Source organism: Virgibacillus ainsalahensis, from assembly GCF_055380755.1.
The window spans coordinates 1,462,779-1,485,468 of record NZ_AP043943.1; the positions used below are offsets into that span (position 1 = coordinate 1,462,779).

Annotated in this window: 21 protein-coding genes; 17 read left to right on the top strand and 4 right to left on the bottom strand. The window is 38.6% G+C overall.

Going from position 1 to position 22,690, the window contains the following annotated elements; all coding sequences use genetic code 11:
* Positions 1-17: 17 nt before the first annotated feature.
* The 12 genes from gmk to spoVM all read left to right on the top strand — a co-directional run bounded on the left by gmk (position 18) and on the right by spoVM (position 12,194).
* Entirely contained in the window at positions 18-635 is a 618-nt protein-coding gene (gene gmk / locus ACZ427_RS06925; RefSeq protein WP_461179706.1) for a guanylate kinase, read from the top strand.
* A complete protein-coding gene (rpoZ, locus tag ACZ427_RS06930) occupies positions 635-832 on the top strand; it encodes a DNA-directed RNA polymerase subunit omega (protein WP_461179705.1) in 198 nt (65 codons plus the stop codon). Before gmk ends, rpoZ begins: the two co-directional genes overlap by 1 nt.
* 127 nt (positions 833-959) lie before the next feature.
* Positions 960-2,168 carry a bifunctional phosphopantothenoylcysteine decarboxylase/phosphopantothenate--cysteine ligase CoaBC gene (gene coaBC / locus ACZ427_RS06935; RefSeq protein ID WP_461179704.1) on the top strand — a complete coding sequence of 403 codons (1,209 nt, stop codon included), beginning with the start codon at positions 960-962 and terminating at the stop codon, positions 2,166-2,168.
* Positions 2,165-4,573: a primosomal protein N' gene (priA, locus tag ACZ427_RS06940; protein WP_461179703.1), complete on the top strand. Its 2,409-nt coding sequence runs from the start codon at positions 2,165-2,167 to the stop codon at positions 4,571-4,573. Before coaBC ends, priA begins: the two co-directional genes overlap by 4 nt.
* Positions 4,574-4,614: 41 nt before the next feature.
* Positions 4,615-5,553 carry a methionyl-tRNA formyltransferase gene (gene fmt / locus ACZ427_RS06945; RefSeq protein ID WP_461179702.1) on the top strand — a complete coding sequence of 313 codons (939 nt, stop codon included), beginning with the start codon at positions 4,615-4,617 and terminating at the stop codon, positions 5,551-5,553.
* A 1-nt stretch (position 5,554) separates the two neighbouring features.
* A complete protein-coding gene (gene rsmB, locus ACZ427_RS06950; RefSeq protein ID WP_461179701.1) occupies positions 5,555-6,904 on the top strand; it encodes a 16S rRNA (cytosine(967)-C(5))-methyltransferase RsmB in 1,350 nt (449 codons plus the stop codon).
* 169 nt (positions 6,905-7,073) lie between these two features.
* Positions 7,074-7,835 carry a Stp1/IreP family PP2C-type Ser/Thr phosphatase gene (locus ACZ427_RS06955; RefSeq protein ID WP_461179700.1) on the top strand — a complete coding sequence of 254 codons (762 nt, stop codon included), beginning with the start codon at positions 7,074-7,076 and terminating at the stop codon, positions 7,833-7,835.
* On the top strand, positions 7,829-9,874 hold the full coding sequence (gene pknB / locus ACZ427_RS06960) for a Stk1 family PASTA domain-containing Ser/Thr kinase (protein WP_461179699.1): 2,046 nt from the start codon (positions 7,829-7,831) through the stop codon (positions 9,872-9,874). Before ACZ427_RS06955 ends, pknB begins: the two co-directional genes overlap by 7 nt.
* Complete coding sequence (gene rsgA / locus ACZ427_RS06965; RefSeq protein WP_461179698.1) at positions 9,875-10,756, top strand: ribosome small subunit-dependent GTPase A; 882 nt, start codon at positions 9,875-9,877, stop codon at positions 10,754-10,756.
* A gap of 2 nt (positions 10,757-10,758) precedes the next feature.
* A complete protein-coding gene (gene rpe / locus ACZ427_RS06970; RefSeq protein WP_461179697.1) occupies positions 10,759-11,418 on the top strand; it encodes a ribulose-phosphate 3-epimerase in 660 nt (219 codons plus the stop codon).
* Between the two features lie 5 nt (positions 11,419-11,423).
* The gene (locus ACZ427_RS06975; protein ID WP_461179696.1) at positions 11,424-12,092 is read left to right on the top strand and encodes a thiamine diphosphokinase; all 669 of its coding nucleotides are present in this window, start codon (positions 11,424-11,426) and stop codon (positions 12,090-12,092) included.
* Between the two features lie 18 nt (positions 12,093-12,110).
* Positions 12,111-12,194 carry a stage V sporulation protein SpoVM gene (gene spoVM / locus ACZ427_RS06980; protein WP_461179823.1) on the top strand — a complete coding sequence of 28 codons (84 nt, stop codon included), beginning with the start codon at positions 12,111-12,113 and terminating at the stop codon, positions 12,192-12,194.
* 228 nt (positions 12,195-12,422) lie between these two features.
* Here spoVM and rpmB read toward each other — a convergent pair whose 3' ends face one another.
* On the bottom strand, positions 12,423-12,611 hold the full coding sequence (gene rpmB / locus ACZ427_RS06985) for a 50S ribosomal protein L28 (protein WP_461179695.1): 189 nt from the start codon (positions 12,609-12,611) through the stop codon (positions 12,423-12,425).
* Positions 12,612-13,196: 585 nt separating this feature from the next.
* On the opposite strand from rpmB, the gene ACZ427_RS06990 reads away from it, so the two are divergent.
* Both ACZ427_RS06990 and ACZ427_RS06995 read left to right on the top strand, forming a co-directional pair.
* A complete protein-coding gene (locus tag ACZ427_RS06990; protein ID WP_461179694.1) occupies positions 13,197-13,559 on the top strand; it encodes an Asp23/Gls24 family envelope stress response protein in 363 nt (120 codons plus the stop codon).
* A 35-nt stretch (positions 13,560-13,594) separates the two neighbouring features.
* Entirely contained in the window at positions 13,595-15,256 is a 1,662-nt protein-coding gene (locus ACZ427_RS06995) for a DAK2 domain-containing protein (protein WP_461179693.1), read from the top strand.
* 117 nt (positions 15,257-15,373) lie between these two features.
* Here the strand turns inward: ACZ427_RS06995 and ACZ427_RS07000 are convergent, their stop codons facing one another.
* The 3 genes from ACZ427_RS07000 to fdhA all read right to left on the bottom strand — a co-directional run bounded on the left by ACZ427_RS07000 (position 15,374) and on the right by fdhA (position 18,641).
* Positions 15,374-16,660, bottom strand: a complete 1,287-nt coding sequence (locus ACZ427_RS07000; protein ID WP_461179692.1) for an NCS2 family permease — start codon at positions 16,658-16,660, stop codon at positions 15,374-15,376.
* Between the two features lie 307 nt (positions 16,661-16,967).
* Positions 16,968-17,381, bottom strand: coding sequence for a GlcG/HbpS family heme-binding protein (locus tag ACZ427_RS07005; RefSeq protein ID WP_461179691.1), 414 nt, complete (start codon positions 17,379-17,381; stop codon positions 16,968-16,970).
* 39 nt (positions 17,382-17,420) lie between these two features.
* Entirely contained in the window at positions 17,421-18,641 is a 1,221-nt protein-coding gene (gene fdhA / locus ACZ427_RS07010) for a formaldehyde dehydrogenase, glutathione-independent (RefSeq protein ID WP_461179690.1), read from the bottom strand.
* Positions 18,642-18,908: 267 nt separating this feature from the next.
* Between fdhA and sdaAB the strand changes: the two genes are divergently transcribed.
* From sdaAB to recG, 3 genes are all read left to right on the top strand, one after another.
* Positions 18,909-19,571: an L-serine ammonia-lyase, iron-sulfur-dependent subunit beta gene (gene sdaAB / locus ACZ427_RS07015; protein WP_461179689.1), complete on the top strand. Its 663-nt coding sequence runs from the start codon at positions 18,909-18,911 to the stop codon at positions 19,569-19,571.
* 183 nt (positions 19,572-19,754) lie between these two features.
* Entirely contained in the window at positions 19,755-20,630 is an 876-nt protein-coding gene (sdaAA, locus tag ACZ427_RS07020; RefSeq protein WP_461179688.1) for an L-serine ammonia-lyase, iron-sulfur-dependent, subunit alpha, read from the top strand.
* Positions 20,631-20,645: 15 nt separating this feature from the next.
* Positions 20,646-22,679 (top strand): ATP-dependent DNA helicase RecG, encoded by a 2,034-nt coding sequence (gene recG / locus ACZ427_RS07025; protein WP_461179687.1) that lies wholly within the window; start codon positions 20,646-20,648, stop codon positions 22,677-22,679.
* Positions 22,680-22,690: the final 11 nt, after the last annotated feature.

Below are 22,690 nucleotides of genomic sequence, written 5' to 3' on the forward strand. Positions count from 1 at the left end.
AAATAGGAGGAAATGTTTTGATTAAGGAAAAAGGGATTTTATTTATCCTTTCCGGGCCTTCTGGAGTAGGGAAAGGTACTGTAAGAAAAGCGCTTTTTGAGGAAGTCACTGATTTGCGATACTCCATATCCATGACAACCAGGGACAGACGCCCTGGTGAAACAGATGGAGTCGATTATTTCTATAAAACAAAAGAGGATTTTGAAAAACTGATCAAGGATAATCAGCTTTTAGAATATGCTCAGTATGTTAATAATTATTATGGGACCCCCAGAGCATATGTGGAAGAGACAATCGCTGCCGGGAATGATGTGTTTCTGGAAATTGAAGTTCAAGGCGCGATGCAGGTTAAGAAAAATTTTCCGGAAGGTGTATTTATATTTCTTTTTCCGCCAAGTCTGGTGGAACTTAAGAATAGAATCGTCAACAGGGGCACCGAGTCATCAGAATTAGTATTAAACCGGCTGAAGGAAGCTAGAAAAGAAATTGAGTTAATGGATGCATATGATTATGTAGTTGTGAATGATCAGGTTGAACGTGCAGTGAGCAAGGTGCAATCAATTATCCAAAGTGAACATTTAAAGCGGGAGCGAATCGCAAAACAATATAAAAAGTTACTGGAGGCTGAACTGTAATGATGTTAGAACCATCCATCGATGCACTGCAGGAGAAAATTAATTCAAAGTATACAATTGTTACTTTGTCTGCCAAACGTGCAAGACAAATCAGTGAAACAAAGAAAGTACTGGTTGAGAATCCTACGTCACATAAGTATGTTGGCATGGCATTGGAAGAAATATTGGAAGAAAAATTAAAAGTAGCAGAAAATTAATCAGAATCCCCCGCTTATTATCATTGGCGGGGGATTATTAATTATTCTATGATTCTTCATAATTAGGTACTGGGATTATTTATGTTATAAATAAGGTAGAAGATGATTTGTGAGAGGGGTTTATGTGATGGTATATAACAAAAATATTCTTTTAGGTGTTTCTGGTGGGATAGCAGCATATAAAGCATGTGCCTTAGTCAGTAAATTAACTCAAAAAGGGGCAAATGTAAAAGTGATAATGACAGAAAATGCGACGAAGTTTGTTTCCCCTTTGACATTTCAGGCCTTATCCAGGAATCCTGTCTATATTGATACATTTGATGAAAAAGATCCGGAAAAAATAGCCCATATTGATGTAGCTGATTGGGCGGATATTGTGCTAATCGCACCTGCTACAGCTAATATTATCGGTAAAATTGCAAATGGAATTGCTGATGAGATGTTAGCTGCCACTCTGTTGGCAACAAAGGCTAGTGTCTACATAGCGCCAGCCATGAATGTAAATATGTATGCACATCCGGCTGTAATAAAAAATATGAGGCAATTGGAAGATTGGGGCTACCATTTTATTGAGCCAGGTGATGGCTATTTAGCATGTGGCTGGATAGGTAAAGGCCGATTGGAGGAACCGGAGAGCATTATCAGTACAATAGAAAATCACCATACTGTTAATGCGTTATTTGCAGGTAAAAAAATCCTGATTTCAGCAGGTCCTACAAGAGAACAAATTGATCCTGTGCGTTTTTTTACAAACAGGTCTTCAGGTAAAATGGGATTTGCCTTGGCTGAAGAAGCCGCAAAACTCGGTGCAGATGTAACCCTTGTTGCTGGACCGTCTGAGCTGACAATTTCAAGCAAGAACATTACGCGTGAGGATGTGACAACAGCTGAAGAAATGCATGAGGTAATAAATGAACATTTTTCAACCAGCGATATTGTCATCAAAGCAGCTGCAGTTGCAGATTACCGACCGAAACACACTTATAATGAAAAAATGAAGAAACAAAGTGGGGAATTGCAAATTGAAATGGAGCGCACAAAAGATATTCTTCAATCAATCGGAGAAAAAAAGGAAAATCAATATTTGGTAGGCTTTGCTGCAGAGACTACTAATCCATTGGAATATGGACTACAGAAATTGAAGAAAAAGAACCTGGATGCCATCATTATTAACAATGTTTCAACAGAAGGAGCGGGGTTTGGCGGTGATACCAACATCGCCACCTATATGAATAAAAACAGACAGACAGAAGAAATCGCTTTAGCAACAAAAAATGAAGTTGCAGAAAAAATATTAAAATTTATTGATCGTGATATGAAGGATGGATCGGTGTGAGTATAGCAAAAGTCATTGTTGATGTTCCGGCCAGTTCCATTAATCAAACATTCGACTATAGCATCCCGAAAAGATTTGAAGAAATCCTTGAAAATGGGATGCGTGTTATTGTCCCTTTTGGCCCCAGAAAAGTAATGGGCTTTGTCGTTGGGAAAGCAGCCGGATCATCATTCGCCAAATTAAAAGAAATTACAGATGTGCTGGATTTAACTCCAGTATTAACAAAAGAACTACTGGACCTTGGGAAATGGGTGGCAAATGAAACATTAAGCTTTTATATAACAGCATTACAGGCGATGCTTCCACAGGTATTGAAGGCGCAATATAAAAAAGAAATTGTTCGGATGACAGGGGAAGAGTTGCCTCCTGTGCTCGAGAATCTTTTTGCAGGAAGAGATGTGATTCCCTTTGAAGAACTAGAAACATCTGCGGTGAGCTATGGTCAACTTCAAAAAGGCATTCAGAATGGAGAAATTTCCGTTGAGTATCTCGTAAAATCAAAAGTTACAAAAAAATATATTACAATGTTAAAGCCTGCCAGAGAAAACTATTTATTGGAAGAAGCCGTTCAAGATTTGCCTGGGAATGCAAAAAAACAACAGCAATTACTGCGATTTTTTATTGAAAGTCCAGAAGCTATTGAAAAACAATTACTCCTGAAAAAATTACAGACAACTAGCAGTACAGTGAAAGCATTGGAAGATAAATCATTGCTGGAATCGTACCGGGTTGAAACATATCGCAATCCCTATGATGATGATGCATTTGCTGAGACTGTTCCATTGAAATTAACGGATCAGCAGCAAACCGCACTTACACCGATTAATGAAAAAGTAGAAAATGAAGCACATGATGTTTTTCTTCTCCACGGTGTAACAGGAAGCGGAAAGACAGAGATATACTTACAGGCTATTCAAAAAGTTATCAGCAAAGGACAAGAAGCAATCGTACTTGTACCGGAAATTTCACTGACACCCCAAATGGTTAAACGGTTTAAAGGAAGATTTGGATCCAATGTTGCTGTAATGCATAGTGCTCTTTCAGCAGGGGAGAAATATGATGAATGGCGCCGGATCCACAAAAAAGAAGTACAAGTTGTTGTTGGAGCAAGGTCGGCGATTTTTGCTCCGTTTGAAAACCTCGGAATTATCATTATTGATGAAGAGCATGAAACAACTTACAAACAGGAGGACCAACCGCGTTATCATGCCAGGGATGTAGCTATACGCCGGGGGGGAAATCATCACTGTCCGGTGATTCTTGGCAGTGCCACCCCCACACTGGAATCCTACGCAAGAGCACAAAAAGGGGTCTATAAGTTAGCAACATTAAGTAAACGGACAAATGACAAGGCGATGCCTAATGTCGAAATAGTAGATATGAGAGCAGAACTTCATGCAGGCAATCGGACCATGTTCTCCAACAGTCTAAAAGAAAAAATTGAAAATTGTATTCAAAAAGGCGAACAGATTGTTTTATTATTAAACAGAAGAGGTTACTCGACCTTCGTAATATGTCGGGAATGCGGTCATGTGAAAGAATGTCCACATTGTGATATCGCTCTTACTTATCATAAAAACAGCAATCAATTAAAATGCCATTATTGTTCTTATGAAGAGCCAATGCCTTTAAATTGTCCGGAATGCTCAAGTGACTTAATCAGGTATTTCGGTACTGGGACACAGCGGGTGGAGGAAGCATTAACACAATTGATTCCTCAAGCCGGAGTGATCCGAATGGATGTGGATACAACGAGAAGGAAAGGTGCCCATGAGAAATTATTAACCAAATTTGCCAATGGGGAAGCAGATATCTTACTCGGTACGCAAATGATTGCAAAGGGTTTGGATTTTGAGAATGTCACATTGGTTGGTGTTCTAACAGCAGATTCTATGCTTCACTTACCGGATTTCAGGTCATCAGAAAAAACATTTCAATTGCTGACACAGGTAAGTGGACGAGCGGGAAGACATGAATTACCAGGAGAAGTAATTGTGCAGACATATACCCCTGATCATTACAGTATTGAATTGGCATCCATCTATGATTTTAGTGAATTTTATAAGAAGGAAATGATGATGCGTAAAACATTCCGGTATCCGCCATACGTCTTTTTAGTGCTTCTGACCATTTCACATGAAAACCAGGTGAAAGTTGTTCAGACAACTCAACAGATTGTTCAGATGCTTATGAAAAGTGTCCAAGGAGATACAGTGGTGCTTGGTCCTACTCCATCAGCAATTCCTCGTATCAAAGATAGATATCGTTATCAATGCATGGTAAAATACAGAAATGAACCACAATTACGGGAATATATAAATAAAATACTTGATCAATTCAAAGATGAAATAAGAAAAGATAATTTATTGATAACTGTAGACATGCAACCTTATCACTTATTGTAAGGTAGATTAAACATGTATTAATCCAGAAAGAGGTTTTTGTTATGAAAAGAATTGTTTTTATGGGTACACCGGATTTTTCCGTACCAATTCTGCAGAGATTAGTGGAATCGGATGATGAAGTTGTCCTTGTCGTCTCACAACCTGATCGGCCAAAAGGAAGAAAACGAATAAATACACCACCACCGGTTAAGATAGAAGCTGAAAAACATCAAATTCCAGTCTTTCAGCCGGAAAAATTAAAAGATGGCTATGAGGAAATTCTAAAGTATAATCCGGATTTAATTGTTACAGCAGCATATGGACAGATCTTACCAAAGGACTTACTTGAGACTCCAGAGTTCGGATGTGTTAATGTACATGCCTCATTACTTCCTGAACTGCGTGGCGGTGCACCAATCCATTATGCCATTATGCAGGGAAAAAAAGAGACTGGTATAACAATTATGTATATGGTTGAGAAACTGGACGCCGGTGATATTCTGACTCAGCAATCCGTACCAATTGAAGCAGACGATCATGTCGGCTCTATGCATGATAAGCTTTCGAAAACAGGAGCGGAATTATTGGTCCAAACTTTGCCAAAATTATTTGAAAATGAGTTAACACCGAAGAAGCAGGATGAAGTAAGTGTAACCTTTGCGACAAATATAAAGCGTGAACAAGAAAAAGTTGACTGGACAAAGACAGATACTGAAATTTATAACCATATAAGGGGTTTGCATCCATGGCCAGTTGCCTTTACCTTATATGATGGTAAAGTCATGAAACTCTGGTGGAGTGAATTGGATGATAAGGAATACAAGGGTAAGCCAGGCGAAATTGTTCGAAAAGAGGAAGACTATTTTGTCGTTTTATGCGGCAACCAGAAAGGTCTTCAAATTAGAGAAATTCAACCAGCAGGGAAAAAAAGAATGACCGTCAAAGAATATTTGTTAGGATCTTCAGAGCGAATAAAAACTGATATTGTGATGGGTGAATAAGATGGCTGATTATCAATTAAGAAACACTATGTTGAATTTACTGATACGTATCGATAAGGATAAAGGATTCAGTCATTTACTTATCGATCATGAATTAAGGTCGGGAAAAATAAATCCAAAAGATGAAGGGTTGCTTACAGAAGTAGTCTATGGAACAATTCAACAAAAATTCACGCTGGATTATTATTTGGATGATTTTGTTGATTCAAAGAAAAAACTTGATCAGTGGGTAAAGATGTTATTACGTATGTCTGTTTATCAAATGGTCTACTTGGATAAAATACCGGACCATGCGATTATTCATGAAGCTGTGGAAATTGCCAAACAACGTGGACATAAAGGTATTTCTTCTTTCGTGAACGGGGTACTGAGAAACATACAGCGAAGAGGTGTTCCGAAAACCAGTGCCATAACAGATGATACAAAACGGCTTTCAATTGAGACAAGTCATCCACAATGGCTTGTAGAAAGATGGATTTCTTTTTATGGATACGAAATTACTGAAGAAATGTGTAAAGCAAACCTGATGCGTAAAGCCAATTCTGTTCGTGTACAGCCATTGAAGATAACCCGTGAGGAAGCCATACAAAAATTGAATGAACAAGGCTTAGAAGCAAGACCGTCTTCATTTTCTAGTCAAGGGATTATAGTCGATAAGGGAAATGTTTTAAAAACGGAATTATTTAAAGAAGGCTATGTCTCCGTACAGGATCAAAGTTCTATGCTTGTGGCTGAAATGCTTGAAACACGCCCACACATGCAAGTATTGGATGCCTGTAGTGCCCCTGGTGGAAAAGTAACTCATATTGCTGAAAAAATGCAAAATAAGGGAACAATTCATGCTTATGATCTTCATAAAAAGAAGGTAAAGCTTATTGATGAAAAGTCCGCTGGTCTGGGGTTAACCATTATTGATGCAAAAGCAGGCGATGCAAGAAAATTGCAGAGTGAACATCAAAAGGAAAGCTTTGATCGAATATTAGTCGATGCACCGTGCTCCGGTCTGGGTGTAATTAGAGGAAAACCGGAAATAAAATACGATAAGCAGGAATCTGATATAAATCGTCTATCGACAATACAGTTGGAAATACTGGAAAGTGTTGCTCCTTTGCTTAAGAAAAAGGGGTTTTTGCTCTATAGTACCTGCACGGTTGATGTGGAGGAAAATCAAAATGTAGTAAGCAAGTTTCTGGAGAGAAACACAAATTATTTAATAGATAAAAATTTTTTTGAAGAGCTTCCTGTCAATATAAAGAAATCCGTTGGGGTTACTGAATACGGTTTGCAATTATTCCCGCAAACATTTAATACTGATGGATTCTTTCTAACAAGATTTATTAGAAAAAGTTAATTTGTAATGTTCTTTTAAGAGCAGAATTGTGCAATACTTGTACTGGGTATTCAATAAAGCTAGTGCAAAAATTACCGAACCAAGGCCGAATGTTTCTGAATCTGACAAATTATTCTCAGTTATTTTTGAACACTTGATTTTAAACGTTGCTGTTAAGAGGGGGGATAGGATGAAAGGGCAATTTATGACAGACACAGGTAAAGTTAGAAGTCATAATGAAGACGCTGGAGGTATTTTTTATAATTCCTCCGGACAATTTCTAGCAATCATTGCGGATGGGATGGGCGGCCATCTAGCTGGTGATGTAGCAAGTCAAATGGCAATAAATATAATAAAAGAAAAATGGCAGGAATGTAAGGAATTGCACTCACCTGATGAAACGGAAAAATGGTTAACTAGTGCTGTAACGAGTATTAATCAATCTATCCATACACATTCATTGCAAAATGAAGAGTGTCAAGGGATGGGCACAACAATTGTTATAGCAGTCTGTATAAAGGATTTTCTTACCATAGCACATATTGGTGACAGTAGATGTTATGTTTATGATGAAAAAGGATTGAAACAAATTACGGAAGACCATTCGCTAGTTAATGCACTTGTTCAATCTGGCCAAATTTCAAAAGATGAGGCCCAACAGCATCCTAGAAAAAATGTGGTATTAAGGGCATTGGGAACGGAAGAGGATGTAGTTGCCGATGTGAAGTCTCTTGGACTGGATCAAGGTAATAGACTACTGCTATGTTCGGATGGACTTACTGATAAAGTGCGGGATGATGAAATTGCCGAGTATTTACATGACTCTAAGGAAATAGGAGAAACCGCACAACAGCTAATTAATTTAGCTAATGACCGTGGCGGAGAAGATAACATATCATTGATCATCATACATGAAGATTCTTCTGTGAAAGAAGGTGACTTATCATGTTAAATGGTCGCCTGATAAACGACCGCTATCAAATAAAAAGAACAATTGGCGGCGGGGGTATGGCTAATGTTTATTTAGCAGCCGATACGATATTAGACCGCGATGTCGCAATGAAGGTCCTGAGATTGGAATATGCCAATGATGAAGAATTTATAGCGCGTTTTGACAGGGAAGCACATGCAGCAATAAGTCTTGCTCACCCAAACATTGTGAATATTTATGATGTGGGTGAAGAGGAAAACATTTTGTATATGGTAATGGAATATGTTGAGGGAATGACACTTAAGGAATACATACAACACTATGGTCCTGTTGAAGTTGAGAAAGCTTTGGATATTATGACGCAAGTCACTGCGGCTATAGCACATGCCCATGCAAATGATATCGTCCATCGGGACATAAAACCACAAAATATATTAATTGATACACAAGGACAGGCGAAAGTAACTGATTTTGGAATAGCCATTGCACTAAGTGCCACTTCTTTAACGCAGACAAACTCAATTTTAGGTTCTGTTCATTACTTATCACCGGAACAGGCGAGAGGTGGAATGGCAACGAAAAAGTCAGATGTTTATTCGATCGGAATTGTTCTTTTTGAATTATTGACTGGACGTCTACCGTTTTCGGGTCAATCGCCTGTCTCTATAGCATTAAAGCATTTACAAAGTGACACACCCTCTGTTAGAAAATATAACCCGGATGTGCCCCAAAGTGTGGAGAATGTTGTTTTGCAGGCAACATCCAAGGATCCTTTTCACCGATATGATTCAATTTATGACCTGGAAGACGCACTTGAAAAAGCTTTGGATCCCAGCAGATGGAATGAAAAAGTGTACACGCCACCTTATGAAGCAGGAGAAGAAACGAAAGCTATACCTGTTATTACAGATCAACATTTAGAAGAAAATGTTAATCAGGAAACGATGGTTCACCAAAATGGTAGTAGTACAAAAGGATTTCCTCCAAAAGAAGGCAAGTCAAAAAAGAATGGAAAAAAGAAGAAAGAGAAGAAACCGAAAAAGAACAGAAAGAAAAAATGGATAATAGGTGTTATTATATTTTTACTGTTGATATTAAGTGCTGCACTCCTAATTCCAACCCTAATGCCAAAGGATGTCACTATTCCAGACGTGACGGAAATAGAATATGATGCTGCAGTAGAACAGTTGGAAAATCTTAATCTAATTGTAGAACAGGAATTGGTTTACTCTGATGAAATAGAGGAAAATCATGTAGTAAGAACCAATCCCCTTGCAGAAAAAACAGTGAAGGAAGGTTCTACGGTTACATTGGCTGTCAGTCAGGGAAAAGAAACTTTCGATTTTGATGATTATGTTGGGAGAGATTTTAGTCAAGTGGAGAGAATTCTTAATGAAGCGGGGTATACCGATATAATAACATATGATAAGTATTCAGACCAACCAGTCGGAGAAATTATCACACAAATTCAACCGGAACCGGATAGTGAGGTTGTGCCAAGTGAAACGCGAGTCATTTTTGAATTAAGTATGGGACCAGATTTAGTCAGTTTAAACAACCTTACAGGGATGACGGAACAAGAAGCAAGAGAGTATCTGGAAAGTGAAAATCTGACAATGAATATTATTGAAGAAAACTCTGAAAGTACACCAGAAGGCGGAGTTATCCGTCAGGAACCTGAAACAAATATGCAACTGGAAGAAGGTTCAACAGTTAATGTATATATTTCAACAGGCCCTGAAGAATTGCCACCCGTCTCCCGGACTATAACTTATACGGTGCCTTACGAGCCAGAAACTCAGGAAAGTGAATCGGAAGAAGACAATGTAGATAATGAAGGCGATGACGAACAGCAGGAACAGGAAGAACAAACAGTACGTATATATATTGATGACTTGAATAACAGTATTTCAGAGGTGTTCAAAGAAGAATCAATAACAGAAGATACCGAATATGAGTTTTCATTGAATATCGCACCTGATGAGGTCGCAGAATATATGATTATGCGCGATGACGATGTTCTCATAAATGACTCAGTTTCTTATGAAGAAGGTGAATAAATGGCTGAAGGCAGAATTATAAAGGCTTTAAGTGGATTTTACTATGTACAGGCAGATGATAAAACATACCGATGCAGGGGGAGAGGTGTTTTTCGCAATCAGAATATAACACCTCTGGTCGGCGATTTTGTTGTCTTTGATATCAATGAATCAGATGAAGGTTATATTATGGAAATCAAACAGAGGGAAAATGAACTGGTACGTCCACCGATAGCAAATATTGACCAAGCAATCATTGTAGCCTCTGCCTCCAACCCTGGTTTCAGCAGTACACTGTTGGACCGTTTTCTTATATTGATTGAGGGAAAGGATATTGAACCAGTAATTTTCATTACTAAAATGGACGCGGCAACGAATGATCAGAAACAGGAAATTGAACAATACCAAATAGATTATCAGCAGATTGGGTATGAAGTAGAATTACTTTCATCAAAAGAACCTGCAAATTTTCCTTTATTGAAGCATTATTTTTCAGGTAAAGTAACTGTTTTCGCAGGACAATCCGGTGTTGGGAAATCTTCTCTGTTGAATGCATTTGATCCATCGCTTCTTCTCAAAACAGGGGAAATTTCCAAAAGTCTTGGCAGGGGAAAGCATACAACAAGGCATGTTGAACTTGTACAGGTTCATAATGGACTTGTAGCAGACACCCCTGGTTTCAGCGCGTTGGACTTTAAGGGAATAGAGCCGCAAGATTTAACAGACTGTTTTCCGGAGATGCGACAGCGAAAGGGCGAATGCAAATTTCGAGGTTGCATGCATTATAAAGAGCCGGGATGTGCAATTAAACAAGATGTAGAAACCGGACAGATACATGCATACAGGTATAAACATTATTTAAGTTTTCTTGAAGAAATACAATCCAGAAAGCCGAGGTATTAATCATGGTAAAAATAGCACCTTCAATATTATCAGCAGACTTTTCTATGCTAGGAAAGGAAATAAAAGATGTGGAAAAAGGAGGAGCAGACTATATACATGTGGATGTAATGGATGGACACTTTGTACCTAATATTACAATAGGCCCGCTGATTGCAGAAGCGATCAAGCCTGTCACAAATCTGCCCTTGGATGTTCATCTGATGATTGATAATCCGGATGCATTTATACCAGCATTTGCAAAAGCTGGTGCATCCATCATTACGGTCCATCAGGAAGCGAGTGTTCATTTACATCGCTCGATTCAGCTCATTAAAGATAATAATGTGAAAGCTGGGGTTGTAATAAATCCCGCTACACCAGCCGAAGTATTACTTCCTATATTACAGGATGTGGACCTGGTTTTAATAATGACTGTCAATCCGGGGTTTGGTGGACAATCGTTTATTGAAAATACCGTTCAGAAAATCGAACAGATTGCTAAATGGCGTAAAGAGCTCAATTTATCCTTTGAAATTGAAGTGGATGGTGGTGTGAATATTCATACGGCCAAAAAATGTACTGATGCCGGGGCTGATGTATTAGTTGCAGGAAGTGCAATATTCAATCGCAGCAACAGACATGAAGCAATAAGAGACATCTTACATGCAGCTGGAGGGGAATAATAAAAATGGTCTCCATTGCAATTGTTGGAAATGGACCAGAAGAATACCATCCGGATTTTAAAGTATATAAGGATAAGATTGACATTTGGATAAGCGCAGATGGCGGAGCGTTAAGCCTGATGAAAAACCATATTCCAATTGAATTTGCTGTAGGTGATTTCGATTCAGTAAATGAAGAGGAAAAAATGCTCATTCAAAACTATGTGGAACGTTTTGACGAGTATCCTTCCGAAAAAGATGAAACAGATCTGGAAATCGCTCTGTTAAAAGCTTTTGAATTACAACCCGATAGTATTTATTTATTTGGGGTCACCGGTGGCAGACTGGACCATCAGCTTGTAAATATTCAACTTTTATATTCAATTGTCACCAAGGGATTCCAGGGGATTATAATAGATAAATCAAATTTTGTGGAGCTTACTTTACCGGGAGAATACCAAATTCACCATGATGAGGAGTATCCTAACATTTCTTTCATTCCATACTCTGAACATGTATTTGGGCTATCACTGTCAGGTTTCAAATATTCTTTATTAAACCAGGATATCTCATGGGGCACCACTTTATGTATATCAAACAAGCTTATTTCAAATAATGGTACTTTTTCTTATGAAAGAGGCATATTATTACTAGTAAAGAGTCGTGACACGATTCCGGTTAGGTTTGGTTTGTAATTAGAGGAGGGTGCACTCATGAAATTTTATACTATTAAACTCCCAAGATTTATCGGTGGATTCGTAAGGGTTGTTATTGGTGCATTTAAAAAAGATAAGTAAATCAAACTAGCTTTTGTCAAATGAATTGGCAGAAGCTAATTTTTTCAGAGGATAGCATGTGAATTTTGTTTCTGTACACGGGAATTTGTCTCCGGAGCTGTAGTTTTGGTAATTGCTCCGGATCAAAGCATTATCCATCAACATATATTTAGGCTATAAATACGAAAAGCACCCACTGTGCAGGGGTGCTTTTTGGTTATGAACTAATGTTGTACTTTATTCAGGGTATTATACGCGCTCTACTTTACCTGATTTAAGTGCGCGTGCAGAAACATAAACACGTTTAGGTTTTCCATCTACCATAATCCGTACTTTTTGCACATTAGCTTTCCAATTACGCTTGTTGGAATTCATAGCGTGAGAACGTTGGTTTCCAGTGCGAGTTTTACGTCCGGTAACAACACATTTTCTAGCCATGGTAATCCCTCCTACTCTAACATGTGTCATTTTGATACTTATATAATTTATCATAGGTTGTAGGAGAATGCAATTTATTTTTAACACAATAGGGTACTATTCGAATTCGGTTTAACGTAAGAAACCAACATGGCGGCTAAGAGCATGCCGCCACTATCTATAATGAGAACAGCTAATTTGGCTGAAGCCGTGCCCGTGGGAAGCAACGGTCCGCAGCGGAAATCGACATAGCAGTTACGTCGTCTTTTATATCAATTGCGACGTTAGAGGGCAACAAAATTTCACTATAAGAGCCAACCGGAAAAAGGTATAATCTTGGTTCATGGTGGTTATGCTGAATAATTTTTCTTTAATAACAGTTGCTTTCATACAAAAAGTCTATAGTTAATCTTCTCCACATAGCACTGTGGTAATCAGGCATGCTCTGCTTTAGTCACATCTATAAAGATAAATAGCTTGACAGAACAAAGATATTCGTCCATTGTAATAAGAGGAATTTTACATATATTTAATTCTGCTTTTAAAATCAAGCTGCCTGTAGTAGAATATGCTTATATAATGACGAGGTTTTAAGGGGGATAATTGATGTCCATTGAACTTAATACAAATGATGGTCAAGTAACAATTACAAATGATGTAATTTCCACAATCGCAGGTGGTGCAGCGGTGGAATGCTACGGTATTGTGGGTATGGCATCCAAAAGTCAGATTAGAGACGGAATCGCAGAGATGCTAAAAAAAGAAAATTATTCAAAAGGCGTAGTGGTACGTCAGGAAGAGAATCGTCTTCATATAGATATGTATATTATTGTTAGTTATGGAACAAAAATATCCGAAGTGGCACATAATATGCAATCCCAAGTTAAATACACATTAAATCAGTCTCTGGGATTGGAAATTGACTCTGTAAATATATTTATTCAAGGAGTCCGAGTAGCAAAGGATTAATTTTTGCGATTGTGTTTTGTAAAGGAGGAAGTAATGTGACGGTTCAAGAGTTGGATGGCAGGACATTTATACAAATGGTACTCTCTGGAGCACACCATTTGAAAAATAATGCTGATAAAATTGATGCCCTGAATGTATTTCCGGTACCTGACGGGGATACAGGAACGAATATGAATTTATCGATGACTTCTGGCGCGAACGAAGTTAAGAAGCTGGAAAGTAACGATGTATATGAAGTAGCGAATACCTTTGCTAAAGGATTGCTTATGGGAGCGAGAGGTAATTCAGGTGTTATTCTTTCCCAAATTTTCCGCGGATTTGCAAAAGGGATCGAGAAAAAGCAGGCACTTTCAACAAAAGAATTGGCAACTGCTTTTGAAAGTGGTGTTACAACTGCATATAAGGCAGTAATGAAACCGGTTGAAGGCACGATTTTAACAGTAGCTAAAGATGCAGCTGACCGTGCTGTGGAGACCGCAGAATCAGAAAATGATATCATTGTTTTAATGGAAGAAGTAATCATTGAAGCTAAAGCCTCGCTAAAGCGTACACCTGATTTACTGCCTGTTTTAAAAGAAGTTGGCGTCGTTGATTCAGGTGGACAGGGGCTTGTTACAATCTATGAAGGTTTTTTGGCTGCATTAAAAGGGGAAAAGCTGCCGGATAACCCTTCAGATATAGACATAGATGAAATGGTAAATGCTGAACACCATAAAATCACACAAGGGTTCATGGATACATCTGAAATTGTATTTGGCTACTGTACCGAATTCATGGTGAAATTTGAAGATGAAAAACTGGCAGAGAATCCTTTTAATGAAGAAGATTTTCGTAATGAATTAAGTGAACATGGTGATTCATTATTGGTTGTTGCAGATGACGAGGTTGTTAAGGTTCATGTGCATGCTGAATACCCGGGAACCTGTATGACATTAGGTCAAAAATATGGGAGCCTTATCAATATGAAAATAGAGAATATGCGGGAACAGCATTCAGCTATCGTTGGAGAAAATAATAAAAAAGTTACATCGGAAGAAAAAGCGGAGTATGGGATTGTTACGGTGGCAATGGGAAGTGGTTTAAAAACACTTCTTGAAAGCCTTGGAGCCACGGTAGTAATTGAGGGTGGACAAACCATGAATCCAAGTACTCAGGATATTACAGATGCCATTAATAGAGCAAACGCTAAAAACATATTAATTCTACCTAATAATAAAAACATTGTGATGGCCGCAGACCAGGCTGCAGAACTTGCGGATGAAAATGTGCAGGTGGTACCTACAAAGACGATTCCACAAGGGATTAGTGCGATGCTGGCATTTCATCCAGAAGCTGATATCACAGCAAATAAAGAAACGATGAACGAAGCCAGTCAACAGGTTAAGACTGGGCAGGTCACTTATGCAATCCGTGATACTCAAATTGATGGTATGACGATTGAGAAAGGTAACTTTATGGGAATTGCAGACGGAAAAATCAAAGCATCTCATGAAGATGAGAAACAAACAGTTAAATTATTATTGAAAGAAATGATTACAGAAGATGATGAAATCCTTACGATTTTACAGGGTGAGGGTGTAGATGATAAAGAAGTAGAAGAGCTCAGTAATTATATTGAAGAAATTTATGAAGATATAGAGATTGAAGTCCATCATGGCAATCAGCCGATTTATTCTTATATTTTCTCGGTTGAATAAAAACAAAAAATCGCCTTTTCATTAGAGAAGGCGATTTTTTGTTAAGCGGTAAAAAATATAAAAATCTTAAGTTCAGTTCAAAGTCACATGCCTAAGGCTTGACGAAAAAACAGCTTTTTAAAAACCTATGATTTTCATAATAAAATCAAACAGGAAAAGTAAAGAAATGATACTTAATGTAACAGATACTTCTTTTAGTTTACCTTGTGCAAATTTTACAATTGGATATGCGATAAAGCCGAATGCCATCCCGTCCGCGATACTATAGGTAAATGGAATCATCACTACAATTAAAAAGGCAGGCAGTGCTTCCGCTAAATTATCTAAAGGAATATGGCGAATGCTTTGAGCCATCAGTATACCGACAATGATTAGAATGGGACTGATAGCAGTATCTGGAATCATTGTTATCCATGGGATGATGAAAATTGTCCCAAGAAATAATAACCCTGCTGTTACAGCTGCTTTACCCGTTCTCCCCTTAGAAGCGATCACCGCAGCATTTTCTGCAGCGGAAATAGTCGGGGAGGTCCCTAAAAATGCGCAGGTAAGTGTAGAAAAGGCTGTCACCTGATAAGCCCTATTATAGCTCTCATTTCGATTTAACATATGGAGTTGTCCGTTTAATATACCCATATTTTCAAAAATAAGAATCATGGCCAACGGAAAAACAGAAAGCCAAAAGGACAATTCACCAATTGCCGTAAATGATGGGACAAATATTATTTCTTCCAACCTTACCTGTATAGAACTCCCAGGTGACGAATCGATGGTACCAAAAAGATAGGCAAGAACCGTTCCTGAAAGCATTGTTACTAAAAAATTAGCGGGTACCTTGCGGATAAATAAAAAGATTGCCAGAAATAGTGTTAAGATGGCAACAATTACAGTTGGTGAAGAGAAATCACCAACAGCCACAATTGTATTCTCTCCATTGATGACAAGACCGCTTTTTTCAAGACCAAGTAATATCAAAAATAGTCCTAATCCCGCAGTAATTCCGTGCTTCAATGAATCAGGGATGGATTCTTTTAACAAAGCGCCCAGCTTACTGAAAGCTGTAATTAAAAAGATAACAGCAGCTATCAGTACAACCGCCAGTCCTTCCTGAAAATTAAGACCGGTTCCTTCTACTATCGAATAGGCAAATAATGCATTTATGCCCATACCGGGAATCAAAATTAACGGTAACCTTGTAAATAACCCCATCAACAATGTCCCTAAAAAACTGGCTAATATTGTTGCAATCATGCCGCTCTCCAGAGAAATTCCTGCTTCGCTCAGTATCGAACCATTTACAACAACGATGTAGACGGTTGTTAGATAGCCGGTCAAGCCAGCCATTATTTCGGTACGAAGATTACCTGATGTTTGAAGTGATGGTTTTTGATTGTTATAAGGCATTTGATCTCCTCAAGATGTTACTATCCCTCTCCCGCCCGATTATAAATATATAACCCACAAGTGAGTATTATAATCTTTCTTGTTATTATTTACAACAATGGTGTCCACTATACGAAAAAATAGCCGCCATGCAGAATAGAATAATTTGACTCGATTAGGATTTGTATTTGATTACATCATCTTCTAACACTTGTAAGTCGACTGAATGAAGTCTTACATTATGAAAAAGCAAAAAGGACAAAGAAAAGTATGATAGAATCCCTTTTCTTTGTCCTTTTACTGTTTGTTTTTCATTTATGAACAATAATTAATTTAAATTGTCAAAAGCATTCACGGCTGCCTGTGCTACTTGTACATCATTTTCTACAGAACTTCCACTGACACCAACAGCACCTACAACTTTATTATTTTTCACGAGTGGGAAACCACCGCCAAAAAGAACAAGTCGTCCGTTATTTGTGGTATTTATTCCATATAGCTCGGCATGAGGTACAGTTGCTTCAGCCAGATTAGAAGTTGGCATTTTCAATGCAACAGAAGTCCAGGCCTTATTTTGTGCGATGTCGATACTGGCTAACCAGGCGTCATCCATGCGATGTGTTGCAATTAAATTTCCACCATCGTCTAAAATGGAAATGACCATTGCCACACCGACATTTTCAGCTTCTTTCTCTGCATTATCAATTAACTGTTTTGCTACTTCCAGATTTATTTTATCCATAAATATATTCCTCCCGATTGATATTTCTTGTACGATATTTTATTGCTTACTCAATGAGCCATGTGGATCAATAACGAATTTTTTAGCTACGCCACCATCAAACTCTTTATATCCTGCAGGAGCTTGATCCAGAGAAATAATCGTTGCATTTACAGCTTTAGCAATTTGTGCTTTATCGCTTAAGATGGCTTGCATTAAATCTCTATGGTATTTCATTACTGGTGTTTGCCCGGTAACAAATGTATGCGCTTTAGCAAAACCTAAACCAAATCGTATTTTTAATGATCCTTCTTTTGCATCTTTATCTTCTGCACCTGGATCACCAGTTACGTAAAGTCCCGGGATCCCTAAACGGCCACCAGCCCGAGTTACATCCATAATGGAGTTCAGTACTGTAGCAGGTTCTTCACCAGCATCTTGTCCGTGACCACTTGCTTCAAAACCAACTGCATCAATCGCGCAATCTACTTCCGGAACCTTTAGTATCTGCTCAATTTGTTCTTCCAGATTCGCATGTTCTCGCAAATTTACGGTTTCACAACCAAAGCTTTTAGCCTGCTCAAGGCGTTCTTCAATCAAATCTCCTACAATTACAACAGAGGCTCCCAATAGTTGAGCAGAATGTGCAGCCGCTAAGCCAACAGGTCCCGCCCCTGCTACATACACTGTTGACCCGGGTTTTACACCTGCACTGACCGCGCCATGGTATCCTGTAGGGAAGATATCAGATAACATCGTTAAATCCAGAATTTTATCCATTGCCTGGTCTTTATCAGGAAACTTCAACAATTGAAAATCTGCATAAGGCACCATCACATATTCGGATTGGCCGCCAACCCAACCTCCCATATCTACGTATCCATAAGCAGAACCGGGGCGATCCGGATTGACATTTTCACAAATGTGGGTGTCCTGTTGCTTACAGTTTCTACAACGGCCGCAGGCAATATTAAATGGCACCGATACAAGATCACCTTTATTTATAAATTCAACATCCCGACCTGTTTCAACAACTTCTCCTGTAATTTCATGGCCGAGAACAAGTCCGGAAGGGGCAGTTGTTCTGCCGCGAACCATATGTTGGTCACTCCCACAAATGTTAGTCGTTATAACCTTTAAGATAACTCCATGCTCACATTTTCTTCCGACATTTAGCGGGTTAACCCCAGCGCCGTCTCTTAAAATAAGCTCTGGAAAGCCAATTTCCTCAACTTCTACCACTCCTGGTTTCTTATAGACTACGCCTTTGTTAGCTACCAATGGGCACTCCTCCTCTTATATTTTTTTCCACTGGAACCAACTTCATTCTATAATATATCAAACTATTAAACAAGTTATAATTATCCAAATAATATAACTAATAATAATGTTTTTGTCTGGTGCTAAAATGTCGTAATCATTGAACTTGTCTCGAAAATTCTGCGACCAACACAGGGTATATATAAATAATGATTATCAATATAGATTTTGTTATAATCTAGAGTAGAAGTTGAATAGAAGTCAGTTCTGAAATCAGGTGGTGAGGTTATGAAATTTAATTCAGTATTTGATATCATTGGCCCAGTGATGATTGGGCCCTCTAGTTCACATACTGCTGGTGCAGCCAGAATCGGAAAATCAGCACGTGACTTATTCGGCAGAGAACCGAAATGGGCAAGAATTCATTTATATGAATCCTTTGCAAAAACGTATAAAGGCCATGGAACTGATTTTGCCTTAGTAGGTGGATTGCTGGGGTTTGAGCCGGATGATTCACGTATGAATAAGGCATTAGACATCGCAAAAGAGAAACGTATAACTGTTGAATTCATTGAAGATGAAGCAAAGGCAAGTCACCCGAATACAGCAAGAGTTATTATTGGAAATGATACGGAAAAGCTGGAGTTAATGGGTATTTCCATTGGCGGAGGGAAAGTTGAGATAACTGAATTAAACGGGTTTGAATTACGTTTATCCGGAAATCATCCGGCCATTTTAATTATGCATAATGACCGTTTTGGTGCGATCGCCTCCGTAACAAATGTTCTTGCAAAATATGAGATTAATATCGGACATATGGAAGTAAATCGAAAAGATGTCGGAAAAGAAGCTCTAATGGTTATTGAAGTGGACCAAAATGTAGAAGATTCTATTTTAGAAGAATTAGAACAAGCCGATTATATTATTCAACTGTCAAAAATTATTAGTTAGGATAAAAGAGAACAGTGTCTTGATCGATAGCGACAAAGGAAAATGCTTGCTTAAAATCTGCATAACACATAGGCAACTTGATTCCGGGTTGTCAAAGCTGGATGCGGCCGCTTCTGCTAACCAGTCAACTAGGTTGACTAAATTTTATTTACTTCATGGCCGATGATAGAGAGGAGATTGACTATGTTTCGTACAGTAGCTGAATTAGTAGAAATTGCTGAGAAAGACGAAATTTTAATATCAGAGGTTATGATACGTCAGGAAATGGATGTCAAAAATAAATCCCGCGAGGATGTGTTCGCGGAAATGGAAAAGAATCTTGCAGTCATGGAAAATGCGATAGAGGATGCCTTAAAGGGCGTGGAATCGGTAACCGGATTAACGGGTGGAGATGCAGTATTAATTCAAAACTATATGAAAGAAAAAACCCCGTTATCTGGCAATTTACTTATGGATGCAGTGAGTAAGGCGATGGGAACGAATGAAGTAAACGCTGCAATGGGAACTATTTGTGCCACGCCTACTGCTGGAAGTGCAGGCTGTGTTCCGGGAACATTATTTGCAGTGAAGAATCAGTTGAACCCTACGCGTGATCAAATGATTCGTTATTTATTCACATCAGGTGCATTCGGTTTTATAGTAGCCAATAATGCATTTATCTCGGGTGCTGCAGGAGGTTGTCAGGCTGAGGTTGGTTCGGCAGGGGCGATGGCTTCTGCTGCTATCGTCGAAATGGCAGGAGGTACACCAAAGCAATCAGCTGATGCATTTGCAATCACATTGAAGAATATGCTTGGTCTTGTATGTGATCCTGTAGCAGGTCTGGTTGAGGTGCCCTGTGTAAAACGTAATGCAGCAGGTTCTTCCCTCGCAATTGTTTCTGCTGATCTCGCTCTAGCTGGAGTTACAAGTAGAATCCCGTGTGATGAAGTGATCGGCGCGATGTATAGAATTGGAAAACAAATGCCTTCCAGTCTACGTGAAACAGGTGAAGGTGGTTTGGCGGACACTCCGACAGGCCGACTGTTAAAAGAGAAAATTTTTGGGATGTCAGTATAGAGAGAGTGATCATATATGCTTGGTGATTCGATAACAGAGATTAAAGGAATAGGCGGAAAATTTGCAGAGGATCTGGAAGTCTTACATATATATACCGTGGAGGACTTACTAAATTATTTCCCTTACCGCTATGACGTATTTGAAATTAAACCTTTAAATGAATTAATTCATGAAGATAGAGTAACCATTGAGGGAAAGGTCGTTCATGAACCTTCCCTCACTTTTTATAGTAAGAAGAAATCTCGTCTCACGTTTACCTTAGAAGTGGAAAATATAGCGATTAAAGCTGTCATGTTTAATAGGGCTTTTGCCAAAAAACAAATTCATCCTGGTGATACGTTTACCCTAACAGGTAAATGGGATGCACACAGGCTGCAAATTACAGTCAGTAATTATAAAAAGGGCCCAGTCGATGAACAGGCAGCAATCCAGCCAATATATTCAATTAAAGGTGATTTAACGAATTATAAATTAAAAAAAGTGATGCAAAATGCAATTAAAGATTTTTCAGGCGATATTATTGAGCTTTTACCTGAGAAGTATTTGCAGGAATATAAATTGCCTGCCAGGAAAAACGCATTAGCAACAATGCATTTTCCTGAAAATAGATTAGCACTGAAACATGCGCGGCGAAGGTTTATCTATGAAGAATTTTTACTATTCCAGCTTAAAATGCAGCTTTTACGAAAAATAAAGCGGGAGGCAACCCAAGGAAACACACAGCAATATAATCAAGAAAAATTGCAGGAATTTATTGATTTGTTTCCTTTTTCATTAACAAGTGCACAGGAGAAGTCCTTAAACCAAATTTTGACAGATATGAAATCACCGCACCGAATGAATCGTTTGCTACAGGGAGATGTAGGTTCTGGGAAAACAGCAGTGGCGGCCATCTGCCTTTATGCATCGATTACGGCTGGGAAGCAAGGGGCGTTAATGGTTCCTACGGAAATTCTTGCTGAGCAGCATTATCAATCGTTAACAGAATTGTTTGGGGAGAAAGCCAATATTGTTTTATTAACAGGGTCTGTAAAAGGGAAAACAAGAAAGGAGATATTGGCTGCGGTCCAGTCCCACGAGGTAAATATCGTAGTTGGTACACATGCATTGATTCAGGATGAGGTATTTTTCGATGATTTAGGGTTTGTTATTGTCGATGAGCAGCATCGGTTCGGTGTTGAACAAAGAAGAACATTACGCGATAAAGGACTTCATCCAGATGTATTATTTATGACGGCAACACCGATTCCAAGAACACTGGCGATTACCGCATTTGGAGACATGGATGTTTCCGTTATTGATGAAATGCCAATGGGAAGAAAGGAGATTGAGACGTATTGGGTTAAGGAAAATACATTCGAAAGAATTCTGCATTTTATAGAAAAACAAATTTCTTTAGGGGAGCAGGCATATGTTGTATGTCCGCTAATCGAGGAGTCTGATAAATTGGATATACAGGATGCGGTTGAGATTTATCAGCATTTGCAGGAATTTTACTCCCAAAAAGTAAATGTTGGTCTTATGCATGGAAGGCTTCATGTAGATGAAAAAGATAGCGTGATGAAAAAATTCGCCGCTGGTGAGATTCAGGTACTTGTTTCCACAACTGTTGTAGAGGTTGGAGTTAATGTTCCGAACGCGACAATAATGGTTATTTATGATGCAGAACGATTTGGCCTGTCACAGTTGCATCAGTTGAGAGGCCGTGTAGGCAGGGGAGAAAAGCAGAGTTATTGCATTCTAATTGCTGATCCAAAAGGAGAAGTGGGGAAAGAAAGAATGCGCATCATGACGGAAACGACAAATGGTTTTGAATTGTCCGAACAGGATTTAAAATTAAGAGGACCGGGAGACTTTTTCGGAAAAAAGCAAAGTGGAGTTCCTGAATTTAAAGTTGCTGATATGATTCATGACTACAGAGCACTGGAAACTGCTCGTAATGATGCCCAGGAAATAGTAGAAATGAACCTGCTGGAAGAAGATGCTGCATTTCACCAATTGCAACAGTACTTAGAAAAAGATTCAGCTTTTACAGATAAATTGGATTAACAGCATTGCTT